The 21,457-nt window shown below is 66.4% G+C and carries 24 protein-coding genes; 7 read left to right on the top strand and 17 right to left on the bottom strand.

The features are described 5' to 3' along the window. Positions 1-60: 60 nt before the first annotated feature. From ACO05N_RS09400 to ACO05N_RS09370, 7 genes are all read right to left on the bottom strand, one after another. A complete protein-coding gene (locus ACO05N_RS09400) occupies positions 61-1,002 on the bottom strand; it encodes a TraB/GumN family protein (RefSeq protein ID WP_422056847.1) in 942 nt (313 codons plus the stop codon). 42 nt (positions 1,003-1,044) lie between these two features. After that, positions 1,045-2,145, bottom strand: a complete 1,101-nt coding sequence (locus ACO05N_RS09395) for a glycosyltransferase family 2 protein (RefSeq protein ID WP_422056846.1) — start codon at positions 2,143-2,145, stop codon at positions 1,045-1,047. Further along, a complete protein-coding gene (leuB, locus tag ACO05N_RS09390) occupies positions 2,142-3,188 on the bottom strand; it encodes a 3-isopropylmalate dehydrogenase (protein ID WP_422056845.1) in 1,047 nt (348 codons plus the stop codon). The genes ACO05N_RS09395 and leuB overlap by 4 nt, the downstream gene beginning before the upstream one ends. 49 nt (positions 3,189-3,237) lie before the next feature. Next, positions 3,238-3,969: a DNA repair protein RecO gene (gene recO / locus ACO05N_RS09385; RefSeq protein ID WP_422056844.1), complete on the bottom strand. Its 732-nt coding sequence runs from the start codon at positions 3,967-3,969 to the stop codon at positions 3,238-3,240. 9 nt (positions 3,970-3,978) lie between these two features. Further along, the gene (locus tag ACO05N_RS09380) at positions 3,979-4,899 is read right to left on the bottom strand and encodes a GNAT family N-acetyltransferase (RefSeq protein ID WP_422056843.1); all 921 of its coding nucleotides are present in this window, start codon (positions 4,897-4,899) and stop codon (positions 3,979-3,981) included. Then, the gene (locus ACO05N_RS09375) at positions 4,896-5,849 is read right to left on the bottom strand and encodes a polysaccharide deacetylase (RefSeq protein ID WP_422056842.1); all 954 of its coding nucleotides are present in this window, start codon (positions 5,847-5,849) and stop codon (positions 4,896-4,898) included. The genes ACO05N_RS09380 and ACO05N_RS09375 overlap by 4 nt, the downstream gene beginning before the upstream one ends. A 264-nt stretch (positions 5,850-6,113) precedes the next feature. Beyond that, positions 6,114-6,434, bottom strand: a complete 321-nt coding sequence (locus ACO05N_RS09370) for a hypothetical protein (RefSeq protein ID WP_422056841.1) — start codon at positions 6,432-6,434, stop codon at positions 6,114-6,116. Between the two features lie 101 nt (positions 6,435-6,535). Between ACO05N_RS09370 and ACO05N_RS09365 the strand changes: the two genes are divergently transcribed. The 3 genes from ACO05N_RS09365 to ACO05N_RS09355 all read left to right on the top strand — a co-directional run bounded on the left by ACO05N_RS09365 (position 6,536) and on the right by ACO05N_RS09355 (position 9,225). After that, the gene (locus ACO05N_RS09365; protein WP_422056840.1) at positions 6,536-7,375 is read left to right on the top strand and encodes a 23S rRNA (adenine(2030)-N(6))-methyltransferase RlmJ; all 840 of its coding nucleotides are present in this window, start codon (positions 6,536-6,538) and stop codon (positions 7,373-7,375) included. A gap of 116 nt (positions 7,376-7,491) precedes the next feature. Continuing rightward, on the top strand, positions 7,492-8,721 hold the full coding sequence (locus ACO05N_RS09360; RefSeq protein ID WP_422056839.1) for a DUF2254 domain-containing protein: 1,230 nt from the start codon (positions 7,492-7,494) through the stop codon (positions 8,719-8,721). Between the two features lie 75 nt (positions 8,722-8,796). Further along, the gene (locus ACO05N_RS09355; RefSeq protein WP_422056838.1) at positions 8,797-9,225 is read left to right on the top strand and encodes a hypothetical protein; all 429 of its coding nucleotides are present in this window, start codon (positions 8,797-8,799) and stop codon (positions 9,223-9,225) included. 76 nt (positions 9,226-9,301) lie between these two features. Here ACO05N_RS09355 and uvrC read toward each other — a convergent pair whose 3' ends face one another. Together uvrC and ACO05N_RS09345 are read right to left on the bottom strand one after the other, a co-directional pair. Continuing rightward, positions 9,302-11,221 carry an excinuclease ABC subunit UvrC gene (gene uvrC / locus ACO05N_RS09350; RefSeq protein ID WP_422056837.1) on the bottom strand — a complete coding sequence of 640 codons (1,920 nt, stop codon included), beginning with the start codon at positions 11,219-11,221 and terminating at the stop codon, positions 9,302-9,304. A 28-nt stretch (positions 11,222-11,249) separates the two neighbouring features. Further along, a complete protein-coding gene (locus tag ACO05N_RS09345; protein ID WP_422056836.1) occupies positions 11,250-12,737 on the bottom strand; it encodes a hypothetical protein in 1,488 nt (495 codons plus the stop codon). 106 nt (positions 12,738-12,843) lie between these two features. Here ACO05N_RS09345 and ACO05N_RS09340 point away from each other — a divergent pair, with 106 nt between their 5' ends. Then, positions 12,844-14,163: an amidohydrolase gene (locus ACO05N_RS09340; protein WP_422056835.1), complete on the top strand. Its 1,320-nt coding sequence runs from the start codon at positions 12,844-12,846 to the stop codon at positions 14,161-14,163. Here ACO05N_RS09340 and ACO05N_RS09335 read toward each other — a convergent pair. The 6 genes from ACO05N_RS09335 to ACO05N_RS09310 all read right to left on the bottom strand — a co-directional run bounded on the left by ACO05N_RS09335 (position 14,153) and on the right by ACO05N_RS09310 (position 17,299). Next, positions 14,153-14,545: a YidH family protein gene (locus ACO05N_RS09335; protein ID WP_422056834.1), complete on the bottom strand. Its 393-nt coding sequence runs from the start codon at positions 14,543-14,545 to the stop codon at positions 14,153-14,155. The two genes, ACO05N_RS09340 and ACO05N_RS09335, sit on opposite strands and share 11 nt — an antisense overlap. A gap of 157 nt (positions 14,546-14,702) precedes the next feature. Next, positions 14,703-15,332, bottom strand: a complete 630-nt coding sequence (locus ACO05N_RS09330; RefSeq protein ID WP_422056833.1) for a F0F1 ATP synthase subunit B — start codon at positions 15,330-15,332, stop codon at positions 14,703-14,705. Then, a complete protein-coding gene (locus ACO05N_RS09325; RefSeq protein WP_422056832.1) occupies positions 15,325-15,816 on the bottom strand; it encodes an ATPase in 492 nt (163 codons plus the stop codon). The genes ACO05N_RS09330 and ACO05N_RS09325 overlap by 8 nt, the downstream gene beginning before the upstream one ends. A 67-nt stretch (positions 15,817-15,883) precedes the next feature. Continuing rightward, entirely contained in the window at positions 15,884-16,111 is a 228-nt protein-coding gene (locus tag ACO05N_RS09320; protein ID WP_066658331.1) for a F0F1 ATP synthase subunit C, read from the bottom strand. Between the two features lie 42 nt (positions 16,112-16,153). Then, a complete protein-coding gene (locus ACO05N_RS09315; RefSeq protein ID WP_422058727.1) occupies positions 16,154-16,918 on the bottom strand; it encodes a F0F1 ATP synthase subunit A in 765 nt (254 codons plus the stop codon). A 63-nt stretch (positions 16,919-16,981) separates the two neighbouring features. Further along, positions 16,982-17,299: an AtpZ/AtpI family protein gene (locus tag ACO05N_RS09310; protein WP_422056831.1), complete on the bottom strand. Its 318-nt coding sequence runs from the start codon at positions 17,297-17,299 to the stop codon at positions 16,982-16,984. A 169-nt stretch (positions 17,300-17,468) separates the two neighbouring features. On the opposite strand from ACO05N_RS09310, the gene radC reads away from it, so the two are divergent. Beyond that, positions 17,469-18,158: a RadC family protein gene (gene radC / locus ACO05N_RS09305; protein WP_422056830.1), complete on the top strand. Its 690-nt coding sequence runs from the start codon at positions 17,469-17,471 to the stop codon at positions 18,156-18,158. 5 nt (positions 18,159-18,163) lie between these two features. Here the strand turns inward: radC and ACO05N_RS09300 are convergent, their stop codons facing one another. Together ACO05N_RS09300 and ACO05N_RS09295 are read right to left on the bottom strand one after the other, a co-directional pair. Then, positions 18,164-18,397, bottom strand: coding sequence for an excalibur calcium-binding domain-containing protein (locus ACO05N_RS09300; RefSeq protein WP_422056829.1), 234 nt, complete (start codon positions 18,395-18,397; stop codon positions 18,164-18,166). Positions 18,398-18,613: 216 nt separating this feature from the next. Continuing rightward, positions 18,614-19,174, bottom strand: coding sequence for a calcium-binding protein (locus ACO05N_RS09295; RefSeq protein WP_422056828.1), 561 nt, complete (start codon positions 19,172-19,174; stop codon positions 18,614-18,616). A 260-nt stretch (positions 19,175-19,434) separates the two neighbouring features. Between ACO05N_RS09295 and purB the strand changes: the two genes are divergently transcribed. Next, positions 19,435-20,748: an adenylosuccinate lyase gene (gene purB, locus ACO05N_RS09290; RefSeq protein WP_422056827.1), complete on the top strand. Its 1,314-nt coding sequence runs from the start codon at positions 19,435-19,437 to the stop codon at positions 20,746-20,748. A gap of 51 nt (positions 20,749-20,799) precedes the next feature. Continuing rightward, on the top strand, positions 20,800-21,381 hold the full coding sequence (locus tag ACO05N_RS09285) for a hypothetical protein (protein ID WP_422056826.1): 582 nt from the start codon (positions 20,800-20,802) through the stop codon (positions 21,379-21,381). Positions 21,382-21,457 lie beyond the last annotated feature (76 nt).

Genomic DNA, 21,457 nt, shown 5'->3' with positions numbered 1-21,457 from the left:
ATCAATATTCAGCGCATTACCCCTTTCCCGGAAAGGGAGGGGAATGGACGTCGATATAGCCTAGCGCCAGCGTGGACCGCTGATGTCCAGGTCGCGCGCCTTGAGCTGGTCGAGCACGCCGCCCGCTTCGGCCAGCACCCGGATCGGCACGACGGCCAGCGTCACGCCGGGCTGCTTGACCGCCTCGTCGAGTGCGGCCACCCACTGCCCGCGCAGTTCCGTGCCGAGCTGGTTGTCGGTCCAGGGCCAGCAGCGTCCGAGCGCAGTCTCGAGCGGGTTCGCCATCAACCCCGGCACATCGAAGCTGGTCCACGCCCTGCCCCGCGCGGTCACGATCTGCGGACCGATCTCCGCGGCGGCCATCGCCGCGTCGAGACAGGGCAGATGCGTTTCCGGCGCGGCGGCGAAGAGATTGTCGATGATATCCTCTCCGCGCACCTCACCGACCGGGCGGGTGGCCATGTCGCCGCGCCGGGCGGCCTTGCGGACGACATCGGTCGCATCGTCGCCGGTATCCTTGCTGAATGCCAGCCGCCGCGAGAGCAGGTCGAACGACGTGATCAGGAAGTTGCGCCGGCTGTAATCCTGCTCGTAACGCGCTTCGAGCGCGCGCAACCGCGCCAGTCGCGTCGCATCGAGATAGTCCGCAGCAACCCGCTCGTCGGGCAATTTCGTGAGCTTCCCGCCCGCAAAGATCAGCCGCAGGATGTCACCCGGCGACACCTTTGCCTTGGTGCCGAGGATGATCCGTTGCGCGCCCCCGGCGGCGCGTTCGAGCCGGTCGGGGTACCAGGGCGTCGCCTTGGGAACGTTGCGGATTTCGCCGACGAGCAATACGACCCCCGCCTCGGTCCGGACCGTCCACATCGGCGCGCCGGAGGTGCGGGCGGTGACCACCACCTCTTCGACGGAGTCGGGTGCGGCCTCCTGCGCGGCGGCAGGGAGCGGGATACTCGCCAGTGCGAGTGCGAGCGAGACGAGCAGCGAACGCGGGCGGATCATCGGGCCAGCTTCACCGCCAATCGCAGCACCAATAAGGCAGCTTCAGTATCGCCCCCACACGAAGCGCGACGACAGCGCGAAATTCCACACCGCCGCTACCGCGATCCCGGCCAGCGCGCTGGGCGCCCATTGCGCTTGCTGAACGTCGTGCAGGAACGCGGCGACGCCGATATTCGCCACCGCACCGACCGAGCAGACGATGCAGAAACCGACCCAACCGTCCAGCAGCGGCCGCCACCCCTTCAGCCGCGCATCGCGGTAGGTCAGCGCATTGTTGAGGAAGAAATTGAACGTCATCGCGATCAGAGTCGCGACGATCGTGCCGGTTAGGAAGCTGTACCCGAACAGGCGGAAGAACAGCCAAAGCGCAGCGAAATGCACGCCAGCGCCGAGCGCGCCGATTGCGGAGAACATGACGAAGCGGACCGGCACCACCCGCCCGAACATGCGATCGTACAGCGCGATCAGGAACTCCATCGCGACGACATGGTCGAGTTTGCTCTCGCCGATCTGGCGCGTGCGGAACACATAGGGGAGTTCGACGAACTTCAACGCGCGCGGGCTGGCGGTGAGGATGTCGAGCAGGATCTTGAACCCGATCGCCGACAGATGCGGGATGATGCCGCGCACCACATCGCTGCGGATCATGAAGAAGCCGCTCATCGGGTCGCTGAGATCGGCCTTGATCACCTTGCGCGAGATGCGGGTTGCGAGTTCGGATTTGGCGACGCGGTCGCGGTCCCATTCGCCTGTGCCGCCGCCCTCGACGAAGCGCGATCCGATGGCGACGTCGACGCTCTCGTCGGCCAGAAGCGTATCGAGCATTTTGGGCAACAGCGTCTCGTCATGCTGCATGTCACCGTCGATCACCGCGACGAACGGGGCGGCGGTGGCGCACATGCCCTCGATCGTCGCCGATGACAGGCCGCGCCGTCCGATCCGCTGTACCACCCGCACGCGCGGGTCGCTGCGGCCGATCGTGCGCGCCACGTCGGCGGTGCCATCGGGGCTGTTGTCGTCGACGAAGATCACTTCCCAGCGTCGGCCCGCCAGCGCCGCATCCAGCGCCGCGACCATCAACGGCACGTTGCGCGATTCGTTGAAGGTCGGGACGACGACCGCCAGTTCGAGGCCCGCGCTCACGCCAGCGCCTGCACCACCGCATCGCCCATGGCCTGCGTCGACAGCGCACCGCTCAGATCCGCGGTGCGCGCGCCGCCGGTCAGTGCCGCAGTCACCGCCGCTTCGATCCGGTCCGCCGCTTCCGCCATGCCGAGCGAGTAGCGCAGCAGCATTGCCGCCGACAGGATCGTCGCGCAGGGATTGGCCTTGCCCTGCCCCGCAATGTCGGGCGCGCTGCCATGGATCGGTTCGTACAGCCCCTTGCCGCTGCCATCGAGCGACGCGGAGGGGAGCATGCCGATCGAACCCGCGCACATGCTCGCCTGATCCGACAGGATGTCGCCGAACAGATTGCCGGTGACGATCACGTCGAACTGGCCGGGGTTGCGCACCAGCTGCATCGCGGCGTTGTCGACGTACATGTGGCTGAGCGCGATGTCGGGATAGTCGGCGGCGACCTCGATCACCACGTCGCGCCACAATTGCGAGGTTTCGAGCACATTGGCCTTGTCGACCGAGCAGAGCTTGCCACGGCGGGCGCGCGCGGTTTCGAAGCCGACCTTGGCGATCCGGACCACCTCATCCTCATTATAGGACATGACGTCATAGCCTTCGCGGCGGCCCGATGCGGTGGTGCGCATCCCCTTCTCGCCGAAATAGACGTCGCCGTTGAGTTCGCGGACGATCACCATGTCGATCGCGCCGGCGACTTCGGGGCGGAGCGCGGACGCATCCTCGAGGCCTGGGAACAGCGTGGCAGGGCGCAGATTGGCGAACAGGCCGAGTTCCTTGCGCAGGCCGAGGATCGCCTGTTCGGGGCGCAGATGCCGCTCCAACGCGTCACAACGCGGATCGCCGACTGCGCCGAACAGGATCGCGTCGACGCGTTTCGCCAGATCGAGCGTCGCAGACGGCAGCGGATGGCCGCTGTCGAAATAGGCCGCGCCGCCGACCGGGGCTTCCTCGAACGTCAGGCCGAGATCGAGTGCGTCGAGGACGCGGCGCGCCTGCGCGGTAACTTCGGGGCCGATCCCGTCGCCGGGAAGGATTGCGATCAACGGCATGGTTACTCCACCTGCTCAGGGTGCAGACCCCTTGCCGCGCTGCGCCGCGTCACGCAACTGCCCTGTTGATGCGGTCGACCAGGCGGGAGCGGGCGGCGAGGATCTCCGCTGCCTTGCCGTGGAGCAGGTCGCGGTCGAGGAAGTGGCCGGTGAGGCGCAGGCCGTCGAGGATGTCGTCCCACTCCGCCGCCCCACCCTGGCGGAGGAAGGGGGGCAAGCGGAACAGCCGGGCCTCATAGCCGGTGGCTGCGGCAGCACTGACGGCCATGCCGCTTTTGGGGCTGACGAACGCCAGATCCTCGGTCGCTCCGGTGGCGGCGCACTGGTCGAGGTCTAATCCGAACCCGAGCAGGGCCAGCAACAACAATTCGTAGCGGACCATCGCCACTGCCCAGCCCCGTGCCGCCGGGGCGGCTTCGATGGCGTCGAGCAGCCCCTCCAGCGCCGAATGCAGCGGTGGATAGGGCTGGCCTTCGGGCAGCGCTGCAGCGGTCAGCGCGGTGGCCCAGTCGATCGCTGCGGCGGGCAAAGGCTCGCGGAACAGCGGCGCGCGGCTGTGCACCAGTTCCGCCACCAGCGCTGGCAGCTGATCCTCGGTCCTGGCGCGCCAGTCGCCGAGGATCACATTGCCCGGCTGGAGGACCGGGCGGTGCTGTCGCGACCTTCCGCCACGGACATAGCCGGCCAGCAACCCTGCGTCGGCGGTCAGCGCCCGGACGATCGCGCCGCTTTCGCCATGGGGGCGGATCGCGACGATGATGGCGGGAGCACGCAGATGCATGCCCTGCCCTTATCCCCGGCGCAGCTTCTTGGACAGCTTCTCCAGCCCCACCGCGTCCACCAATGCCTTGCCGCCGGCCACCGTCTTGTTGAACCCGCCGAGTGCCGCCGTCGTCACGCGGTTCGTGAGGCTCGGGCGCAGCAGCAGCAGATCCACACAGGGGACGCCGCCAGTTGCGTATTGGCGCTTATGCTGGCCGTCGCCTTCGGTGAAATCGAACCGGGCAAACTTGCCCTCATCAAACAGGTCGCGGAACGCTTCCACTTGCAACACCGCGCCGGGGGACAGGTCGTTGAAGGCGGGATCGTGGCCGACATATTCATAGACCAATGTCTCGCCATGCGCGGGGCAGTAGAGATAGGCGGCGGGCTCTCCGGCGATGAACAGCAGCCACGCGCGGGCGTTATCCGCCGCCGCCGCGGTCAGCATCCCCCGGATGAACTCGGGAGACGCCGGAAGCCCCTCCCCCATCAGCTTTTCCTGATAGGTGCGCAGCGCGATGCGGCGGGCGATGTCGTGGAACGCCTCCAGCTCCGTCGGAGAGCGATAGCTTCGAATGTCGAGATCGCCGCCTGAGACCTGTGCGATCTTCTTCGCCTTGCGCTTGGCCCCCTGCCGGGCATTGCCCGACAGCCCCACCATATAGGCGTCGAACCCGCCGGTCAGATCGGCATAATAGCGCGTATATTTCTGACGGACGAAGCCGATCATCTTGCCCGAGGCATAGACCATCGCCTCCAGCCGATCCTCCGGCAGCGAGGTCACGACATAGCCATGCGCATCGCGCGGCAGCGGGGGCAGCACCGGCAACCGGCCTTCGCGCGCTTCGTCGAGGCTGAGCGGCACGCGGACCATGTCGCGCTGCACCGCCATCAGGGTGCGCGCACCGATGCGGAAATTGAGCGGGGTGGGACGCGCGGTCGCGGTCATGCGGCGCGTTCCGACACGAGGTTCGACCAGAGCTGTTGCGCCTGACGCATGCGGGTGCGGATCAGACTGGGGCCGAGCGGAGCGTCGTCCTGACCCAGCGGCAAATGGCTGAGGCCGGCGAAATGCACCGTCTCCATCCCCCCGCGCCGCTCGGCCAGCATCGCACACAGCGCGTCGAAGCGGGCGACATGCACCGCATTGGGGCGGGTGCCGGCGCGGTTGGCCAGCTCAAAGCCATGGCTGACGATGGTCACTGCCGCATGGCCCGCCGCCACCGCATGGTCGAGCGCGTCGCGCATCTCGGCAGTCGACAGCGCACAAATCTGGAAATGGCGCAGATGGCCGCGGACATCCTCAATCAGCGTCACCGGCACTTCGATCACGCCGCGATGTTCGACCGGGGCGATCTGACGCGGGGCGAGGCCGATCGCGCTGGGCCAGGGATGTTCGGAGCCATTATGGCTGCTGTCGTAGCGGATGCCGAGTTCGGCCAATGCGGCGAGCGTGTCGTCGCTGGCGCTGTAGCTGCCCGAGCGGAAGGCAATCGGGCGCGGTGCCCCGGCGGCGACGAGCAGGTCGGACGCGGCGGCGATCAGGTCGCGCTGTTCGGAGAAGGTAAAATCGATCAGTTCGAACGAGGCGGCGGCGCTGCGATCCTCGTCACGCGCGGCGGCCCAATTGGGGTGGAGGTGCAGCTGAACCTCCTGCCCCGCCTCCAGGATCGCCGCGACCACGCGGCGGATCGGATCGAGGCCATGCGCCACCGCCGGCATCGGATCGACGAAGAAGGTTGCCTTGAGCCCATGCTCCGCAAAGCGGCGCAGCTGATAGCCGATGCCGACCCCGGCCGGCTCCAGCGACCGCTCCGCAATCTCCGCCAGCGGCAGCCCGGCGGCGTGGTGCCGCCACATCAATTCGGTATCGACCGTCAGGAAAACGCGCGTGGGCATGGCTGCGGCCTAGCGAGCTTGGGTGAAGAAATCGCAAAATGTCGGCGGGATTGGTGAACGCCCGCGTTCACTATACTGACAATTCTGACAAAAAACGCCGTATGTGAGGCAGCCGCCTGACACTTCCGCGCGGCAAGGGCGTGCGGGGATGGCGGGGCGCTGGGCATGGCGGGAGTGTAGTGATTTGGCGGCTTGTAGGACAGCCCCCGGAGGTGACGCTGCCTTCCGTAACGGTGGAGCCTTCACGTCGCCGCGCCAGCCACCTCAATTCCCGTCGGCATCGACCATGAACGTCACCGGTTTTCCCCGCGTCGTCGGTTCCCATCCCGCCGCCAGCGCGGCGCGGACGCAGCGCGAGATCGTCGCGTCGTCGAGCTGGAGGCGACCGGGCGGCAACCCCTTCATCAACCGCTTGGGCGGGGGAAATTCCACCAGCGCCTCGCGCCGGGCATCGCGCTGTTGCAGGCAGATCGTCATGCCCCGCCACCCTTCGTCATCGGACAGGTGCGGTTCGCGTTGCAGGTGCCAATCGTAGAGGATGCCATCGACCTGGACGGCACCACCTTTGCTTTGAGACTTCGACATGTCACCCGCCCTAGCATGACCGGTCTTGCAAGGACTAGCCGAACGTCTAGGCACGGTTTGCCATCGGCCCAGAGGCCGAACGGCAGGGTTTTGGGTTTTCAATGAACTATCGCCATTCCTTCCATGCCGGCAACAGCGCCGATGTCGTGAAGCACAGCCTGCTGATCGCGCTGGTCCGGGCATTGCAGCTGAAGGAGGGTGCGCTGACCCTGATCGACACCCATGCCGGGTGCGGGATTTATGACCTGGGTGGCGAACAGGCGCAGCGGACCGGCGAGGCCGCACAGGGGGTGGTTCGGGTGTTTGCCGGTGCGAACCCGTTGCTGGACGATTATCGCGCTGCCGTGCGGGTTGTGAATGTCGGGGAGGAGCCGCAACTCTATCCCGGATCCCCGCAGGTGCTGGCGCAGCTGTTGCGGCCGCAAGATGCGCTGATCGTCAACGAAAAGCATCCCGAGGACGCGTATGCGCTGCGCCGCGTGATGCGCGGGTCGCCTGCGGCCTTGCATGAGCGCGATGCCTATGAGCTGTGGCTGGCGATGCTGCCGACGCGGACGGCGCGCGGCGTGGTGGTGGTCGATCCGCCCTATGAGCAGACCGACGAGCGCGCCCGGATCACCGCCACCCTGGCCGCAGCGCACCGCAAATGGGCGCATGGCGTGACGGTCATCTGGTTTCCGCTGAAGGACCGCGTGACGCATCAGCAGTGGAAGAACAAGCTGCGGAACCTGCGCATCCCGAAATTCCTGGTCGTTGAGCACTGGCTTTATGATGCCGACCAGCCCGGCATCTATAACGGCGCGGGCCTGTTCATCGTCAATCCGCCCTATGCCTTCACCCAGGGGTTGCCGCCGCTGCTGGAAGCGCTGCGCGCCACGCTCGCGCCGGACGGGCATAAGGGCGTGATCATGGCGGATTGGCTGGAAGCCGACGGTCGGTAATGGGCGCGCCCGCCTAAAGCCATATCGTCGTCGCCTGCCTGCCCTCCCCCGGAACCTCCCCCGTCCCGGCGGGTTGGTCGCCCCATGATCGTTACGAATCCGGTTCGGTCCACGCGATGAGTCGCTGGGCGTGGGTATGGCGCGTGGTGTCGCGGCGGCTGTGGTTTCGTGCGGCGGCGTTTTCGCTGGCGGCGGTGGTGCTGGCGTTGCTGGCGCCGCTGGTTGCGCCACTGGTCCCCTATACGCTGGGGGCAAAGATCGGCGCGGATGCGGTCGACAATATCCTGGGCATCATCGCGTCGAGCATGCTGGCGGTCACCACCTTTTCGCTGACGGCGATGGTGTCGGCCTATGGCGCGGCGACGTCGAATGTGACGCCGCGCGCCGTGGCGTTGCTGGTCGAGGATTCCACGTCGCAGAACGCGCTGTCGACCTTTCTGGGCGCGTTCCTGTTCGCGATCGTGGGCATCATCGCGCTGTCGACCGGATTCTATGGCGAGCAGGGCCGCGTGCTGCTGTTCGCGGGCACGATCGCGCTGATCGGGGTGATCGTCGTCACGCTGCTCCGCTGGATCCAGCATATCGCGCTGCTCGGGCGGGTGCATGACACGATCAAGCGGGTCGAGCGTGCGGGGATCGCGGCGGCGGAGCGGATGCCGCATCGCCCGCGCATCGCCGGGCTGGCGGTGCCGCCGCTGCCGGACGGGGCGCGCGCGGTGCGCTGTGGCGGGCGGATCGGCTATGTCACCAATATCGATGTCGCCAAGCTGGGCGAGGCGATGGCGGATTGCGGCGGGACGGTGCAGCTGGCGGTGCTGCCGGGGAGCTTTGTCGATCCCGGCCGGGTGGTGGCGTGGGTGGTCGGCGGCGATGTAGGCGTGGATGCGCGCATTGCCGAGGCGATTACGGTGCAGCGCGACCGCAGTTTCGACCATGACCCGCGCTTTGGCCTGATCGTGCTGTCGGAGATTGCGTCGCGGGCGCTGTCGCCGGCGGTCAATGATCCGGGGACGGCGATTGCGGTGCTGGGCGCGCAGTTGCGGGTGTTCGACAGGATGGCGCGGGTGACGGGCCAGCCGGCGGACGAGCGCGTGGTGTTCCCGGCGCTGGAGATCGAGAAGCTGGTGGTCGATGCGTTTCGCCCGATCGGGCGCGACGGCGCGGCGATGGTCGAGGTGGCGATAAAGCTGCAGTCGGTGCTGGCGGCGCTGGGCGCGATTGCACCCGACTGGGCGGCGGCGGCGCAGCATGCGGCGGAGGACGCCAAGGCGCGGGCGCGGGCTGCGCTGACGACGGAGGAGGAGCGGCTGGCGGTGGTGCGGGCGTTTGAGGATTGGCCGGATTAGGGAGTGGCTTCAAAAATGCGGCCATTCCGCAAACGCCCCCGTTGCGGACATATATCTGGCAGAGGTACAACCGTGATGATGATCACGCCTGTTCGCCTGCTAGCCATTTTTGGTATTGTCGTAGTTGCATTTGGGGTCGGTCTGCTAGCGGGTCGCGGCTCTCTCGGTTCAGCCGCACATGCGGACAAACGGGCGAGCTTTGCAGAAGAACCGCAGAGCGCTGCTGTCGATGAGGCAGAACTCGCCGAACTGAAACCCCAGATTGACGACGCCGTGCGCCGCTGGTCTCAGAAGTCACGCCAAAATGAGCAAATAGTGCGCGAGGCCTATCAGCCCCGCTCGATGTTTATTCCGACGCGGAATCAAGGTCAGGGCATGCTCTGCATTGAACTCCGCCTTAGGCTGGCAAACTTAGGTGGATCGCCCGTCTATTGTTATCAAGCTGACTTTTTCAAGCCGGACGAGCGAGCGACGCTCGTAGCCGAATATAGCGACGTGGAATAAACGTCGGCTGTCCACCGAGTAGCCGACGCCACCCCGCTGCCCCGATAGCGGCCATTTATCCATTCACCACCCAACGTCACCGCGAATGGTAGAAGTCATACACCTGCTGCGCCACCGCCGCGCTCACCCCCGGCGCCTTCTGTAGATCCTCCAAACTCGCCCCCCGCACTGCCTTGGCCGTGCCGAAGTGCATCAGCAGCGCTTTCTTGCGCGCCGGGCCGATGCCGGGGACGTCGTCGAGGGGGCTGGCGCCGATCGCCTTGGCGCGCTTGGCGCGGTGCGCGCCGATGGCGAAGCGGTGGACTTCGTCGCGGAGCTTCTGGATGTGGAACAATGCGGGGGCGTTGGTCGGGAGAATGCGTTCGCTGCCGTCCAACAGGTGAAAGACTTCGCGCCCTTCGCGGCCGTGGTGCGGGCCTTTGGCGACGCCGACCATGCACACATCTTCGATCCCCAGCTCCTCCAGCACGGCGCGGGCGGCGCTGAGCTGGCCCTTGCCGCCGTCGATCAGGACGAGGTCGGGCCATACGCCCCTATCCCGGTCGGGGTCTTCCTCCTGCGCGCGGGCGAAGCGGCGGGTGAAGACTTCGCGCATCATCGCGAAATCGTCGTTGGTGGCGGCGCTCTTGATGTTGAACTTGCGATACTGGCCAGTGCGGAAGCCTTCGGGACCGGCGACGATCATCGCGCCGACGGCGTGGGCGCCCTGAATATGGCTGTTGTCATAGACTTCGATGCGGTCGGGCGGTTCGGGCAGGCCGAACAGGTCGGCGATGTCGCGCAGTATCTTTGCCTGAGTCGTCGATTCGGCCATGCGGCGGTCGAGCGCCTCGATCGCGTTGCGCTTGGCCTGATCGAGCAGGCGGCGGCGGGTGCCGCGTTGCGGCATGCCGATCGCGACCTTGCGCCCGGCGCGCTCGGCGAGCGCTTCGGAGAGGAGCTTCAGGTCGTCGAGGTTGCGGTCGACGAAGATGGTGCGCGGCGGGGGCACTTCCTCATAGAATTGCATGAGGAACTGGGTGAACACCTCATCCTCCGGCACGTCGGCGGTGTGCGCGGGGAAGAAGGCGCGGTGGCCCCAATTCTGGCCGCCGCGGATGAAGAAGGCCTGGATGCCGATCTGGCCCTGTTTGGCGGCCATGGCGAAGATGTCGGCGTCGCCGATCCCCTCGGCGTTGATCGCCTGGCTGCCCTGAATGAACGTCAGCGCCTTGAGCCGGTCGCGCAGGATTGCGGCGAGTTCGAAGTCGAGATTTTCGGCCGCGGCCTGCATCTGCTCGCCGAGTTTCGCCTGAACCTTGGTCGACTTGCCCATCAGGAAGTCGCGGGAATCCGCGACCAGCTCGGCATAGCCCGCCTTGTCGATGCGATCGACACACGGGGCCGAGCAGCGGCGGATCTGGTAGAGCAGGCACGGGCGGTCGCGGGTGTTGAAGAAGCTGTCGGTGCAGCTGCGCAGGAGGAAGAGTTTCTGGAGCGCGTTCAATGTCTTGCGCACCTGACCGGCGCCGGCGAATGGGCCGAAATAATCGCCCTGCGCGCGGCGGGCGCCGCGGTGCATCTGGACGCGGGGGAAGTCGTGGTCCTTGCGCAGGAGGATGTAGGGGAACGACTTATCGTCGCGCAGCAGCACGTTGTAGGGCGGGCGGAAGCGCTTGATCAGTTGGGCTTCGAGGAGGAGTGCCTCGGCCTCGTTATTGGTCGTCACCACGGTCATCGACCGCGTCTGGGCGATCATGCGGCGCAGGCGGTTGGAGAGCTTGGCCGGCTGCGTGTAGTTGGCGACGCGGTTCTTGAGCGCGCGCGCCTTGCCGACATAGAGCACATCGCCGCGCGCATCCTGCATGCGATAGACGCCGGGGCGGACGGGCAGCGTGGCCAGCACGTTGCGGATCGCGGCGACCCCGGCGTCGAGGTCGGGCGTCTCCGACCCGCGCACGGCATAGGTGGCGGAGTCTTCGTTGAAACGGTTGGGGGAATTGGGGTCGCTGGTCACCGGGGGGATGTAGGGAGTCCCCGCCGATTCAGCCAGCCGGAAGCGATGCGATCCACGTGCGGATGCCCGGTGTGTCGGACAGCGCGCCGGTCCAGCGATGCCGCGGCGTGGCGGGGACGTTCGACCCGCGCTGACGCCCGCGATAGACTTTGGTCGGCAGCCACGCGCGCATGATACCGCCGGGCAGTTCGAACCCGCGAATCTCCATGTAGAGCGTGTCGGCGTCGGTCTCCTGCCCGACATGCGTCGCGCCGAGATCGGTGAGGATATCGACCGCGTCGAGGCAGGCGGAGGCACAGCCGAAATCGGTGAGGACAAAGACGCGCGCCGTGACCGGGTCCGGCCCGGCGGGGAGCGGCGGACGGACGGCGCCGGACGCGGCGGGATCGGTGAAGCGCCAGAAGGGTTCGCCCCGGGCCTGCGCGCCCTTCATTCCGGTGACCAGCAGGGTGACCAGGCGGTGGAGTTCGGGATTGTCCTTGGGATCGAGCTTGGCCGCAAAGTCGGCGAAATTGGCGATGTTCCCCTCGGAAATGCGGTAGTCGGCGGCAGACTCGCTCCACGTCTTGGCGTCGAACCATGGTTTGCCCCACAGGGCGCGGGCGCTGCGCGCGATCCATTCGGACGATCCGCCATTATTGCCGCGCAGGTCAAAGACAAGGCGCGGGGCGGCGGCGAGTTCGGTCGATTGCGCCTCAATCGCGCGGACCAGTTCGGTCAGCCGGGTGCCGTCCTCGCTCTGCGGATCGCTTTCGAAACTGCCCATGTCGATCCACACGCTGCCATCGGGCAGCTTGCTCATGCCGATGCCGGTGGTGAAGCGAGTGCCGACCGCTTCGGTGATCAGCTGGCCGCGCCGTTCGGCGGTGATCGGGGTCCAGTTCAGGCGATAAGCGCGGCGCTTGCCCGCATCGGCGAAGGTGCAGTGGCGGGCGGGCGCGCGCCAGACATTGTCGGAGCGCAGGAACAGGCGCGGCGCATTGCGCACCCGCGTGGCGGTGAGCGACCAGCGTCCGGTGAGCGGGCCGAGCCGGTCGGCGGCGAACGCCTCCACGCCCTTGCCATCGCAACCGATCAGCCGCGCGCCGACCGCGGGACGCCCCTCCCCTTCGCTATGCACCACTGACCACACCCCGTCGCGCAGCGCGACGACGAAGCCGGGCCAGCGATAGTCCCAGGGATGGCGATAGCTGCGGTCGATCGGCGTCACGCCGAGATGACCGTCGTCGAACGCGTTGCCGAATTCGGTCATCGCCCAATAATAGTCGCGATAGCCGATGCCGGGCTTGGCGCGCGCCATGGCGAGCCGGTAATTGCGCTCCAGCAGCGCGTTGAAGCCGGGATTTTCGCGATCGATCGGGCCGGGGTGCGAATCGAGAATGGCATCGCGAAACGCGGTCGCGTCCTGCCGCAGCAGCGCAGCGTAATCGCGCGCCTCCGCAACGGGCGCGGGAGTCTGTGCCAGAGCAGGGACTGCCAGAAACGCTGCAACAACGCCAAGCCACACCGACTTCATCCGATCCCTCCGCGGAAAGACTCGGCGAGCATATCAGCGCTTTTGCCCCCTTCCACCCCCTCACGCGCCGGGCTAGCCTACACGCCTTACGTCCGGGGGAACCATCATGCGCCTGCTCACCGCCCTGTTCGCCTCCAGCCTTCTTGCCACGCCAGTGCTGGCCGAGCCGGACTTCGCGCCGGCGGTGGAGGCGGATTATTCGGCGCATCTGGAGGCGCTGTTCGTCGATTTCCACAAGAATCCCGAGCTGTCGTACAAGGAGAGCCGCACCGCTGCGATCATGGCGAAGGAGCTGCGTGCGGTCGGCGGGATCGAGGTAACCGAGGGGGTTGGCGGGACCGGCGTGGTGGGCGTGATGAAGAATGGCGATGGGCCCACCATCCTGCTGCGCGCCGATATGGACGGGTTGCCGCTGAAGGAGGATAGCGGCCTGCCCTATGCGTCGAGTGTAACGCAGGAGGATATCGACGGCGTGGTGAAGCCGGTGATGCATGCGTGCGGGCATGACGTGCACATCACGTCGATGATCGGCACCGCGCGGCAGCTGGCGAAGCTCAAGAACCGGTGGAAGGGCACGGTCGTGTTCGTCGTGCAGCCGGCCGAGGAGCGGATCGGCGGCGCGCGCAAGATGATGGAGGACGGGCTCTACACCCGCTTCCCCAAGCCCGATTATGCGGTCGCGTTCCACGTCACATCGGGTTTTCCGACCGGCAAGATCGGGCTGGAGCCGGGGATCAGTTCATCCTCGTCCGACAGCGTCGACATCACCATCTTTGGCGTGGGCACGCATGGCGCCGCGCCGCATATGGGCAAGGACCCGATCGTGATGGGGTCGCAGATCGTGATGGCGCTGCAGACGCTGGTGAGCCGCGAAATCGCGCCGCTCAAGCCCGGCGTGGTCACGGTCGGGTCGTTCCATTCGGGGTTCAAGCACAACATCATCAGCGACAAGGCCGAGCTGCAGCTGACCGTGCGGTCGGATGACGAGGAGACGCGCAAGAAGCTGCTCGACGGGATCAAGCGGATCGCGACCAATGTCGGGCGGATGAACGGCCTGCCCGAGGACAAGCTGCCACAGGTGCGGGTCGGCTTTGAATCGACCCCGGTGACGCTCAACGATCCGGCGCTGACCACGCGGGTGCGCGGGGCGTTCACCAAGGCATTCGGCAAGGACACCCTGAAGACCGAACCGCGCGAGAGCATGGGGGCGGAGGATTTCGCCTATTTCATCGAGCAGAAACTGGGCGTGCCGGGCGCCTATTTCGTGGTCGGCGGGACGCCGCAGGCCGAACTGGACGCGGCCAAGCGCGGCGAGAAGACGCTGCCCGCGCACCATTCGCCCTTCTTCAAGGTCGAGGCGAAGCCGGCGGTGACGCTGGGGACGACGGCGATGACGGTGGCGGTGCTGGATCTGCTCAGGAAATAGCATCGCCGTTGATGAGCCACAGCGCGACCGTCAGCGCGAGTGCGCCGAGCGTATAGACCCACGCGATCAGCCGAAGGTTGAGCGACCGCAGCGTGTGGATCTTGTGCGCCGACAGGCGGCTCTGGATCGCGCACGCCCGCCGCTCGGCCATCCAGATGATCGCGACGCCCAGCGCGATGAACACAGACGCGATGGCTTTTGGCAACCAGTCCGGTTCGAGCGCGCCGAACAGGACGTGAAAGCCGAGGCCAATGCCGATGGTCGCGAGCGCGGTGCGCGCCCACCCGCTGAAGGTCCGCTCATTGGCGAGCAGCGTGCGATCCTCGGCCAGGTCGGTGCGGTCTTCGGCAAGTTCGGAGCGGGAGGGGCTGTCGTCGGGCATGGCGAGGCAACGCGTGGGAGAGCGATTGGCTTCGGGGGCATGCGCTCGGATTTGCTCGTGCGGTCTGCAGCCCCTCCCCTTCAGCGAAGTGGCTTAAGACAGAAAAGGGGCGCCGGTCCTGCGACCGACGCCCCTTTTCTTGTCCGGAACCTGCCGCTCAGTTGAGGCGCGAGAGGCCCGCGATCGTCTGGTCGACCAGTGCCTTGTCGGCGCCCGCATCGTGCTTCTGCGCGATGATCGCACCGGCGGCCTTGGTCGCGGCTTCGGCAGCCGTGGCGCGGACCTGATCGAGTGCGGCGCGCTCGGCAGCCGCAATCTTGTCCTCCGCCATCCTGGTGCGGCGGCGGATCAGATCCTCGGCGTCGGCCTTGGCCTTGACCAGCAGCGCCTGTGCCTCCTCGTCGGCATGGGCGACCATGGCGGCGGCCTCCTGCTCGACATTGGCAAGCTTGCGCGCATATTCCTCGCGCAGCGCTTCGGCTTCGGCGCGCAGCTGATTGGCTTCGTCCAGCCGGGTGCGGATCGCCGCGATCTGCTTGTCGAGCATGCCACCGATGGCCGACGGCACCTTCTTCCACACGACGATCAGGATCAGCGCCAGCATCGCCAGACCGACCCACATGGTCGCGTCGATGCCGAGCACCGCCGGCGCCGCGTGGTACGTCTCACCCGCAGCCTCGGTTCCGGCGTGGGGGACGCCCATGCCTTCGCCCTTGCTCGCTTCGCTCAGGTTCTGTGCGACTGGATCGGTCGCCGTGCTCGCGGTCACTTGTGCTGCCTCAGCCATGGAGTGCTGCCTTCACTGCCTGCGCCGCTTCGGCCGGGGTGACGGTCACGCCCGACAGACGCGCAACGATATCACGCGCGGCATCGGTGGCGACCGATTCGATTTCACCCGCTGCGGCGGCGCTGGTCTCCGCGATCCGGGCTTCGGCCGCGGCGACGCGACCCTCGATCTCGGCATTGGCGGCCACGAGTGCGGCGTCGCTTTCCGCCTGACCGGCGGCGCGGGCCTCGGCCAGACGCTTGCGGGCAGCTTCACGCGCCGCATTTTCCTGAGCGCGCCAGGTCTCTTCGGCCTGATCGGCCGCCGCGCGTGCCGCTTCCGCAGCCGCGAGGTCGTCCGCCACCGACTTGTCGCGCGCATCCATCGTGCCCGACACCTTGGGCAGAATGCCCAGGCCGACGATCACGAAGGTGAGCCCGAAGGTCAGCAGCAGCCAGAAGATCTGCGACGCATAGGTCGCTGCGACTTGTTCGATCTGGGGCATTGGTCCGTCCTCTCGCGGTCCGTCCTCAAGTCCGCCCCGCGCACCAACGCGCAGGGCGGGAGAGACTTCAGGCGACGAAGATCAGCAGGACCGCCACGACGAACGCGAGCAGGCCGAGAAGCTCGGCAGCCGCGAAGCCGATGAACATGTTGCCCTGCTGGCTGGCAGCCGCACCCGGATTGCGCAGTGCGCCCTGGAGGAACGCTGCGAAGACGTTACCCACGCCCAGCGCCGCGAGGCCAGCACCGATCGCCGCGAGACCGGCGCCGAGCAGCTTGAATGCTTCTGCTTCCATTGAAATCACTCCTTAGAAAATCAGGTCTTGGTGGGAAAAAACTCAGTGATGATCGTGCAGATGCACCGCGTCATTGATGTACAGCGACGTGAGCAGCGCGAACACATAGGCCTGGACGCCGGCGACCAGGATCTCGAGGGCCGATACGCCGAGCATCAGCGCGAAGCTGGGCACGCCGACCAGCAGGCCCCAGCCCGCGCCGGCATTGGCCGAATTGATGATGAAACCGGCCAGCACCTTGAGCAGGATATGGCCCGCGGTCATCGCGACGAACAGTCGCAGCGCCAGGCTGAACGGGCGAACCATGAACGAGACGAACTCGATCGGCGCCACGAGGATCAGCACGGGGATCGGCGTACCCTTGGGCACGAACAACGAGAAGAAACGCAGGCCGTGCTTCGCGAAGCCGACGACGAGGACGATCGAGAAGGACAGGATCGCCAGCACGCCCGTCACGGTGAAGTGGCTGGTCGCGGTGAACGGATGCACGCCCGGGATCGCGCCGAACGGCAGCAGGCCGATCACGTTGGCGAACAGGATGAACATGAACAGCGAGAAGACGTACGGCAGGAACTTGCGCCCCTCATGACCGATATTCGCCTTCAGCAGATTGTCGATGAAGCCGGTGAAACCCTCGACCGCCATCTGCCAGCGGCCCGGAATCACGTCCCGCTTCATGCCGCCCAGCATGAAGATCCACAGCGCGACGGCGGCGATCGCCATCCACAGCGCGCTGTTGGTGAAGGCGATCTGCTGCCCGCCGATGGTGAACATGTCGGCAATCGACGTCACCTCGAACTGGTGCATCGGATCGATCTTGCCTGCTTCTTCAGCCACGCCCGTTTCCCATGTAACGCAAGCGCCCGAAAGTCACTTCGAGCGCTGGTTCGAAATCCTGATGATGTTCCTGAACGCGCTGACGATGCCAAGGGCAAGCAGCGTGAGCAGGAGCCATGGCGAGGTTCCCAGGAACCGATCGAGCACCCACCCGATCAGCGCCCCCCCGACCATTCCTCCGATCAGCTCGGCGAGGACGCGGTTGCCCATGCGATAATCACGATCGCCGGCCTGCTGCCCCTCGCCCCGCCGATCCGCCTCTTCGGATTTCGCCCGCGCCAGCCGCTCATTGAGCGAAGTGATGCGGTCATCCTCCTTGAGGGGGTCCAGTCCGGGCTCGTTATCGGTCATTTCGCTTCCTCCGCCAGTCAGATACCAGGGCGAAACGCATGGGCCGAGCGGCGAGCCCGCCAAGGCACGCGCGCTTTAGAAAGGGGGGCATCCCGAGTCAACCGCGGTGCAACATTGTTGCAACCGTCTCGCTCTTTCGCTGGCCGCACTCTGCCGCTAGGCTCGCCCGATGAGGGACGGCGGCGAGGCGATTACCGATGGGACCGGGCATCGCGCGCGGCTGCGGACGCGGTTGCTGGCCGATGCCGACGGGCTGATGGACCATGAGCTGGTCGAATATCTGCTGACGCTCGCGATTCCGCGGCGGGATACCAAGCCGCTGGCCAAGGCCCTGCTCCACCAGTTCGGAGGGATCGCGGGGCTGCTGACGGCGGACTCGGAGGCGATTGCGCGCGTGCCGGGAATGGGCGACACCTCCGCCGCCGCGATCAAGATCGCCCATGCCGCGGCGCTGCGCCTGTTAAGGGGCGAGGTGGCGGCACGCCCGATCCTGTCGAACTGGCAGGCTTTGCTCGATTACCTGCGCGCAGACATGGCGCATCACGTGATCGAGCGCGTGCGCGTGCTGCATCTGAACAGCCGCAACATGCTGATCCGCGACGAATTGATGCAGGAAGGGTCGGTGGACGAGGCGCCGGTCTACGTCCGCGAAGTGATCCGCCGCGCAATCGACCTCGGCTCAACCGCGATCATCCTGGTGCACAACCATCCGAGCGGCGACCCCAGCCCGAGCCGGGCAGACATCGAACTGACCCGCAATATCGTCGAGGCGGGCAAGCGGCTGGGGATTGCAGTGCACGACCATATCGTCATCGGCACCGGCGGACATGTCAGCCTGCGCGCCCAGGGATTGATGTAGCAGACTCAGTAGTGAGGTTCGCAGGCGATGCCGTCGCCATCGCCGTCCATTTCGGAACGATATCCCGGCGTTCCACGGTAGACCGGGGCTGCCCCGGCCGCCCGGGCATCGTCACACCCGGCGAAATAGCGACTGCGCTCGATCGCGGCGATTTCTTCAGGCGGGCGTGTCCATGAAGCCCAAATCAGTTCGAGTTGCGGGGCGGCGAAGAACGTTACCGCGCCGACCATAAGCGACATGGCGATCAGAGTGGCCGCGAAACTTTCTTTCGGCGCAAAGTGCGTCGGGCGACCTCCGCGCCGCCGGCCTCGCCTACCAGCTGACTGATATTCGACCATTTCGTGAACTTGCATCACGGAGATTAACAAATCCCAGCATATGAAAACGGCCGCCGGAGCGAACTCCGGCGGCCGGTGGATGAGCGGGATGCGGTCCGCTCATCCGGGGAGACCTGATTACGACGCCGCGGCGGCGGGGGCGAGGAAGGTCTTGAGTTCGGGATTGCTCACGGTACCCGACTTGTCTGCGTCAGCAGCAGCCATTGCGCGGCCGAGCCATTCCTTGTCGGCAGCCGATTCGCCGGTGAAGGCGGGTTCGGTGGCCGAGCGCAGCGCGACCATCCAGCGGCCGAACTCTTCACCGGTCAGATTGCCGTCCTTGTCGCCGTCATAGGTCGGAAACCCCTGATCGATGATCTGCGCAATCTGGTCCGCATTTGCGGGCTTCTGCGCCGACGATGCGGGCTGGGTTGCCTGAGCCTGCTGCTCCGCTGCCTGCGGCTCCGGAGTTGGCGAGGGAGTCGGGGTCGGAGTCGGGGCTGGCGTCGGCGTTGCCTCCGGCATCGGATCGCCTTCAGGCTGCGGCGCGGGTGCCGGGGCGTCCTGCGGGACCGGTTCGGTGGATTCGGTCGGAGCCGGCTGCTCCTGCGGCGGCGGGGTCTGTTGCTGCGGCATGTCCTGAGCGAAAGCAGGCGCCGAAATTGCAACGGCACTGGCAAGAAGGATAGATTTCAACATGTCATTCTCCAGTATTGTCATCTAACAAATCTGATGACGCCGCGTGTTTATTTGCGGTTCATGTGACGGGATAACGCGTTGCATATTTGTCACGTTCCACAAGATTATTTCAAGGCGATCGACTAGTCGATGCTGCGCCCCGACTCGTGCCAATACTGTGCCTCGATTGCGACGAACCGAGTGGAACACTTGCGTCCTGCACCGTTTGCCGCATCGCCGGGGCTTTGCTAGGGGCGCCGCGTCCCAAGAAAGGCTTGTCTATGGTCCCCCGCTATTCCCGTCCCGCCATGACCGCGATCTGGTCGCCCGAAACCCGCTTCGGCATCTGGTTCGAGATCGAGGCGCACGCGACCGAGAAGCTGGGCGAACTGGGCGTGGTGCCCGAATCGGCGGCGAAGGCGCTGTGGGACTGGTGGGCGACCAACCCGACAATCGACGTTGCCGCGATCGACGCGATCGAGGCGGTGACCAAGCATGACGTGATCGCGTTCCTGACCTGGGTCGCGGAGAATGTCGGCGATGAAGCGCGCTTCATGCATCAGGGAATGACGTCGAGCGACGTGCTCGACACCTGCCTGGCGGTGCAGCTGACGCGCGCGGCGGACATCCTGCTCGACGAGCTCGACCAGCTGCTCGCGGTGCTCAAGCGCCGCGCCTATGAGCACAAGCTGACCCCGACGATCGGGCGCAGCCATGGCATTCATGCCGAGCCGGTGACGTTCGGGCTGAAGCTCGCCGAGGCCTATGCCGAGTTCAAGCGCTGCAAGACCCGCCTGATCGCGGCGCGCGCGGACATTGCGACCTGCGCGATTTCGGGCGCGGTCGGCACCTTTGCCAATATCGATCCGCGCGTCGAGCAGCATGTTGCCGACAAGCTCGGCCTCGCGGTCGAGCCGGTGTCGACGCAGGTCATCCCGCGCGACCGGCATGCGATGTTCTTTGCGACCCTGGGCGTGATCGCCAGCTCGATCGAGCGGCTCGCGGTCGAAGTGCGCCACCTTCAGCGCACCGAGGTGCTGGAGGCGGAGGAATATTTCTCGCCGGGGCAGAAGGGCAGCTCGGCGATGCCGCACAAGCGCAACCCGGTGCTCACCGAAAACCTCACCGGGCTTGCCCGCATGGTCCGCAGCGCGGTGATCCCGGCGATGGAGAATGTCGCGCTGTGGCATGAGCGCGACATCAGCCATTCGTCGGTCGAACGCTATATCGGGCCGGACGCGACGATCACGCTCGACTTCGCGCTCGCGCGGCTGACCGGGGTGATCGACAAGCTGCTGGTCTACCCCGCGCGGATGCAGAAAAATCTCGATCGCATGGGGGGCCTCGTCCACTCGCAGCGCGTGCTGCTGGCGCTGACCCAGGCGGGGGTGAGCCGCGAGGACAGCTATCGCCTCGTCCAGCGCAACGCGATGAAGGTGTGGGAGAGCGACGGGGAGCTGTCGCTGCTCGAGCTGCTCAAAGCCGACCCCGAAGTCACCGCCGCGCTGTCGCCGAAGCAGATCGAGGAGAAGTTCGACCTCGACTATCATTTCAAGTCGGTCGATACCATTTTCGAACGGGTATTCGCGGATTGACGGCACGCCTCCGGGTGTGTCAGTCGAATGACACACCAAGGAGGCGTGACAATGGCCAAGGCGAAGGACGGAGCGAAAGCGAAGAAGAGCAAGGCTGCCAAGGCACCGAAGACGAGCAAGGCACCCAAGCTGCCCAAGACCGTCGCCGGGATCGAACTGCCCAAGGAATTGCGCGAGCAGGGCGCCAAGCTGCTCGAGCTGACCAAGCACCCGCTGGTCGCCGATATCGTCGCGGCTGGACTCGTCGCGCTCGCGGGTAATGTGCGCAAGAAGGCGGCGGATGCGAAGGCGGCTACCGCCCCCGCCCCTGCCCCGACCGATGCGCCGAAGAACTCGGGGATGGATGACTTCGCAAAGACGGCGTCCTCGCTCGCCACGCTGATTGCGGCGCGAGCCGCGGAGAAGATCACGGCGAAGCTGACGGGGGAGAAGGCGCCCGAGGCTCCAGCGGCCCCGGTCGCGGAGGCTGCGCCAGCGGCAGCGAAAAAGCCCGCTGCGCCAAAGAAACCGGCTGCCGCGAAAAAGCCGGCTGCTGCCAAGAAGCCTGTCGCGGCGAAGGCTCCGGCTGCGGCCAAGGCTCCCGCCAAGCCGCGTGCGCCGCGTGCTGCGAAGCCCAAGACGCCGTCGGCCTGAAGAGTTCATTCCTCCCCTGCCCCGCACGGGAGGTGGCAGCGAAGCTGACGGAGGGGGCGTAGCTGCGATCAGCGAT

Origin of the sequence: Sphingomonas sp., assembly GCF_965227385.1 — a bacterium.
In the GTDB taxonomy this organism is placed as follows: Bacteria; Pseudomonadota; Alphaproteobacteria; order Sphingomonadales; family Sphingomonadaceae; genus Sphingomonas.
This window is presented reverse-complemented; position numbering and strand designations above follow the sequence as displayed.

Coding starts and splice junctions, on each gene's coding strand:
- ACO05N_RS09400 (WP_422056847.1), bottom strand. CDS start 1,002: ATGATCCGCCCGCGTTCGCTGCTCGTCTCGCTCGCACTCGCACTGGCG.
- leuB (WP_422056845.1), bottom strand. CDS start 3,188: ATGCCGTTGATCGCAATCCTTCCCGGCGACGGGATCGGCCCCGAAGTT.
- recO (WP_422056844.1), bottom strand. CDS start 3,969: ATGCATCTGCGTGCTCCCGCCATCATCGTCGCGATCCGCCCCCATGGC.
- ACO05N_RS09380 (WP_422056843.1), bottom strand. CDS start 4,899: ATGACCGCGACCGCGCGTCCCACCCCGCTCAATTTCCGCATCGGTGCG.
- ACO05N_RS09375 (WP_422056842.1), bottom strand. CDS start 5,849: ATGCCCACGCGCGTTTTCCTGACGGTCGATACCGAATTGATGTGGCGG.
- ACO05N_RS09370 (WP_422056841.1), bottom strand. CDS start 6,434: ATGTCGAAGTCTCAAAGCAAAGGTGGTGCCGTCCAGGTCGATGGCATC.
- ACO05N_RS09365 (WP_422056840.1), top strand. CDS start 6,536: ATGAACTATCGCCATTCCTTCCATGCCGGCAACAGCGCCGATGTCGTG.
- ACO05N_RS09360 (WP_422056839.1), top strand. CDS start 7,492: ATGAGTCGCTGGGCGTGGGTATGGCGCGTGGTGTCGCGGCGGCTGTGG.
- ACO05N_RS09355 (WP_422056838.1), top strand. CDS start 8,797: ATGATGATCACGCCTGTTCGCCTGCTAGCCATTTTTGGTATTGTCGTA.
- ACO05N_RS09345 (WP_422056836.1), bottom strand. CDS start 12,737: ATGAAGTCGGTGTGGCTTGGCGTTGTTGCAGCGTTTCTGGCAGTCCCT.
- ACO05N_RS09340 (WP_422056835.1), top strand. CDS start 12,844: ATGCGCCTGCTCACCGCCCTGTTCGCCTCCAGCCTTCTTGCCACGCCA.
- ACO05N_RS09335 (WP_422056834.1), bottom strand. CDS start 14,545: ATGCCCGACGACAGCCCCTCCCGCTCCGAACTTGCCGAAGACCGCACC.
- ACO05N_RS09330 (WP_422056833.1), bottom strand. CDS start 15,332: ATGGCTGAGGCAGCACAAGTGACCGCGAGCACGGCGACCGATCCAGTC.
- ACO05N_RS09325 (WP_422056832.1), bottom strand. CDS start 15,816: ATGCCCCAGATCGAACAAGTCGCAGCGACCTATGCGTCGCAGATCTTC.
- ACO05N_RS09320 (WP_066658331.1), bottom strand. CDS start 16,111: ATGGAAGCAGAAGCATTCAAGCTGCTCGGCGCCGGTCTCGCGGCGATC.
- ACO05N_RS09315 (WP_422058727.1), bottom strand. CDS start 16,918: ATGCACCAGTTCGAGGTGACGTCGATTGCCGACATGTTCACCATCGGC.
- ACO05N_RS09310 (WP_422056831.1), bottom strand. CDS start 17,299: ATGACCGATAACGAGCCCGGACTGGACCCCCTCAAGGAGGATGACCGC.
- radC (WP_422056830.1), top strand. CDS start 17,469: ATGAGGGACGGCGGCGAGGCGATTACCGATGGGACCGGGCATCGCGCG.
- ACO05N_RS09300 (WP_422056829.1), bottom strand. CDS start 18,397: ATGTCGCTTATGGTCGGCGCGGTAACGTTCTTCGCCGCCCCGCAACTC.
- ACO05N_RS09295 (WP_422056828.1), bottom strand. CDS start 19,174: ATGTTGAAATCTATCCTTCTTGCCAGTGCCGTTGCAATTTCGGCGCCT.
- purB (WP_422056827.1), top strand. CDS start 19,435: ATGGTCCCCCGCTATTCCCGTCCCGCCATGACCGCGATCTGGTCGCCC.
- ACO05N_RS09285 (WP_422056826.1), top strand. CDS start 20,800: ATGGCCAAGGCGAAGGACGGAGCGAAAGCGAAGAAGAGCAAGGCTGCC.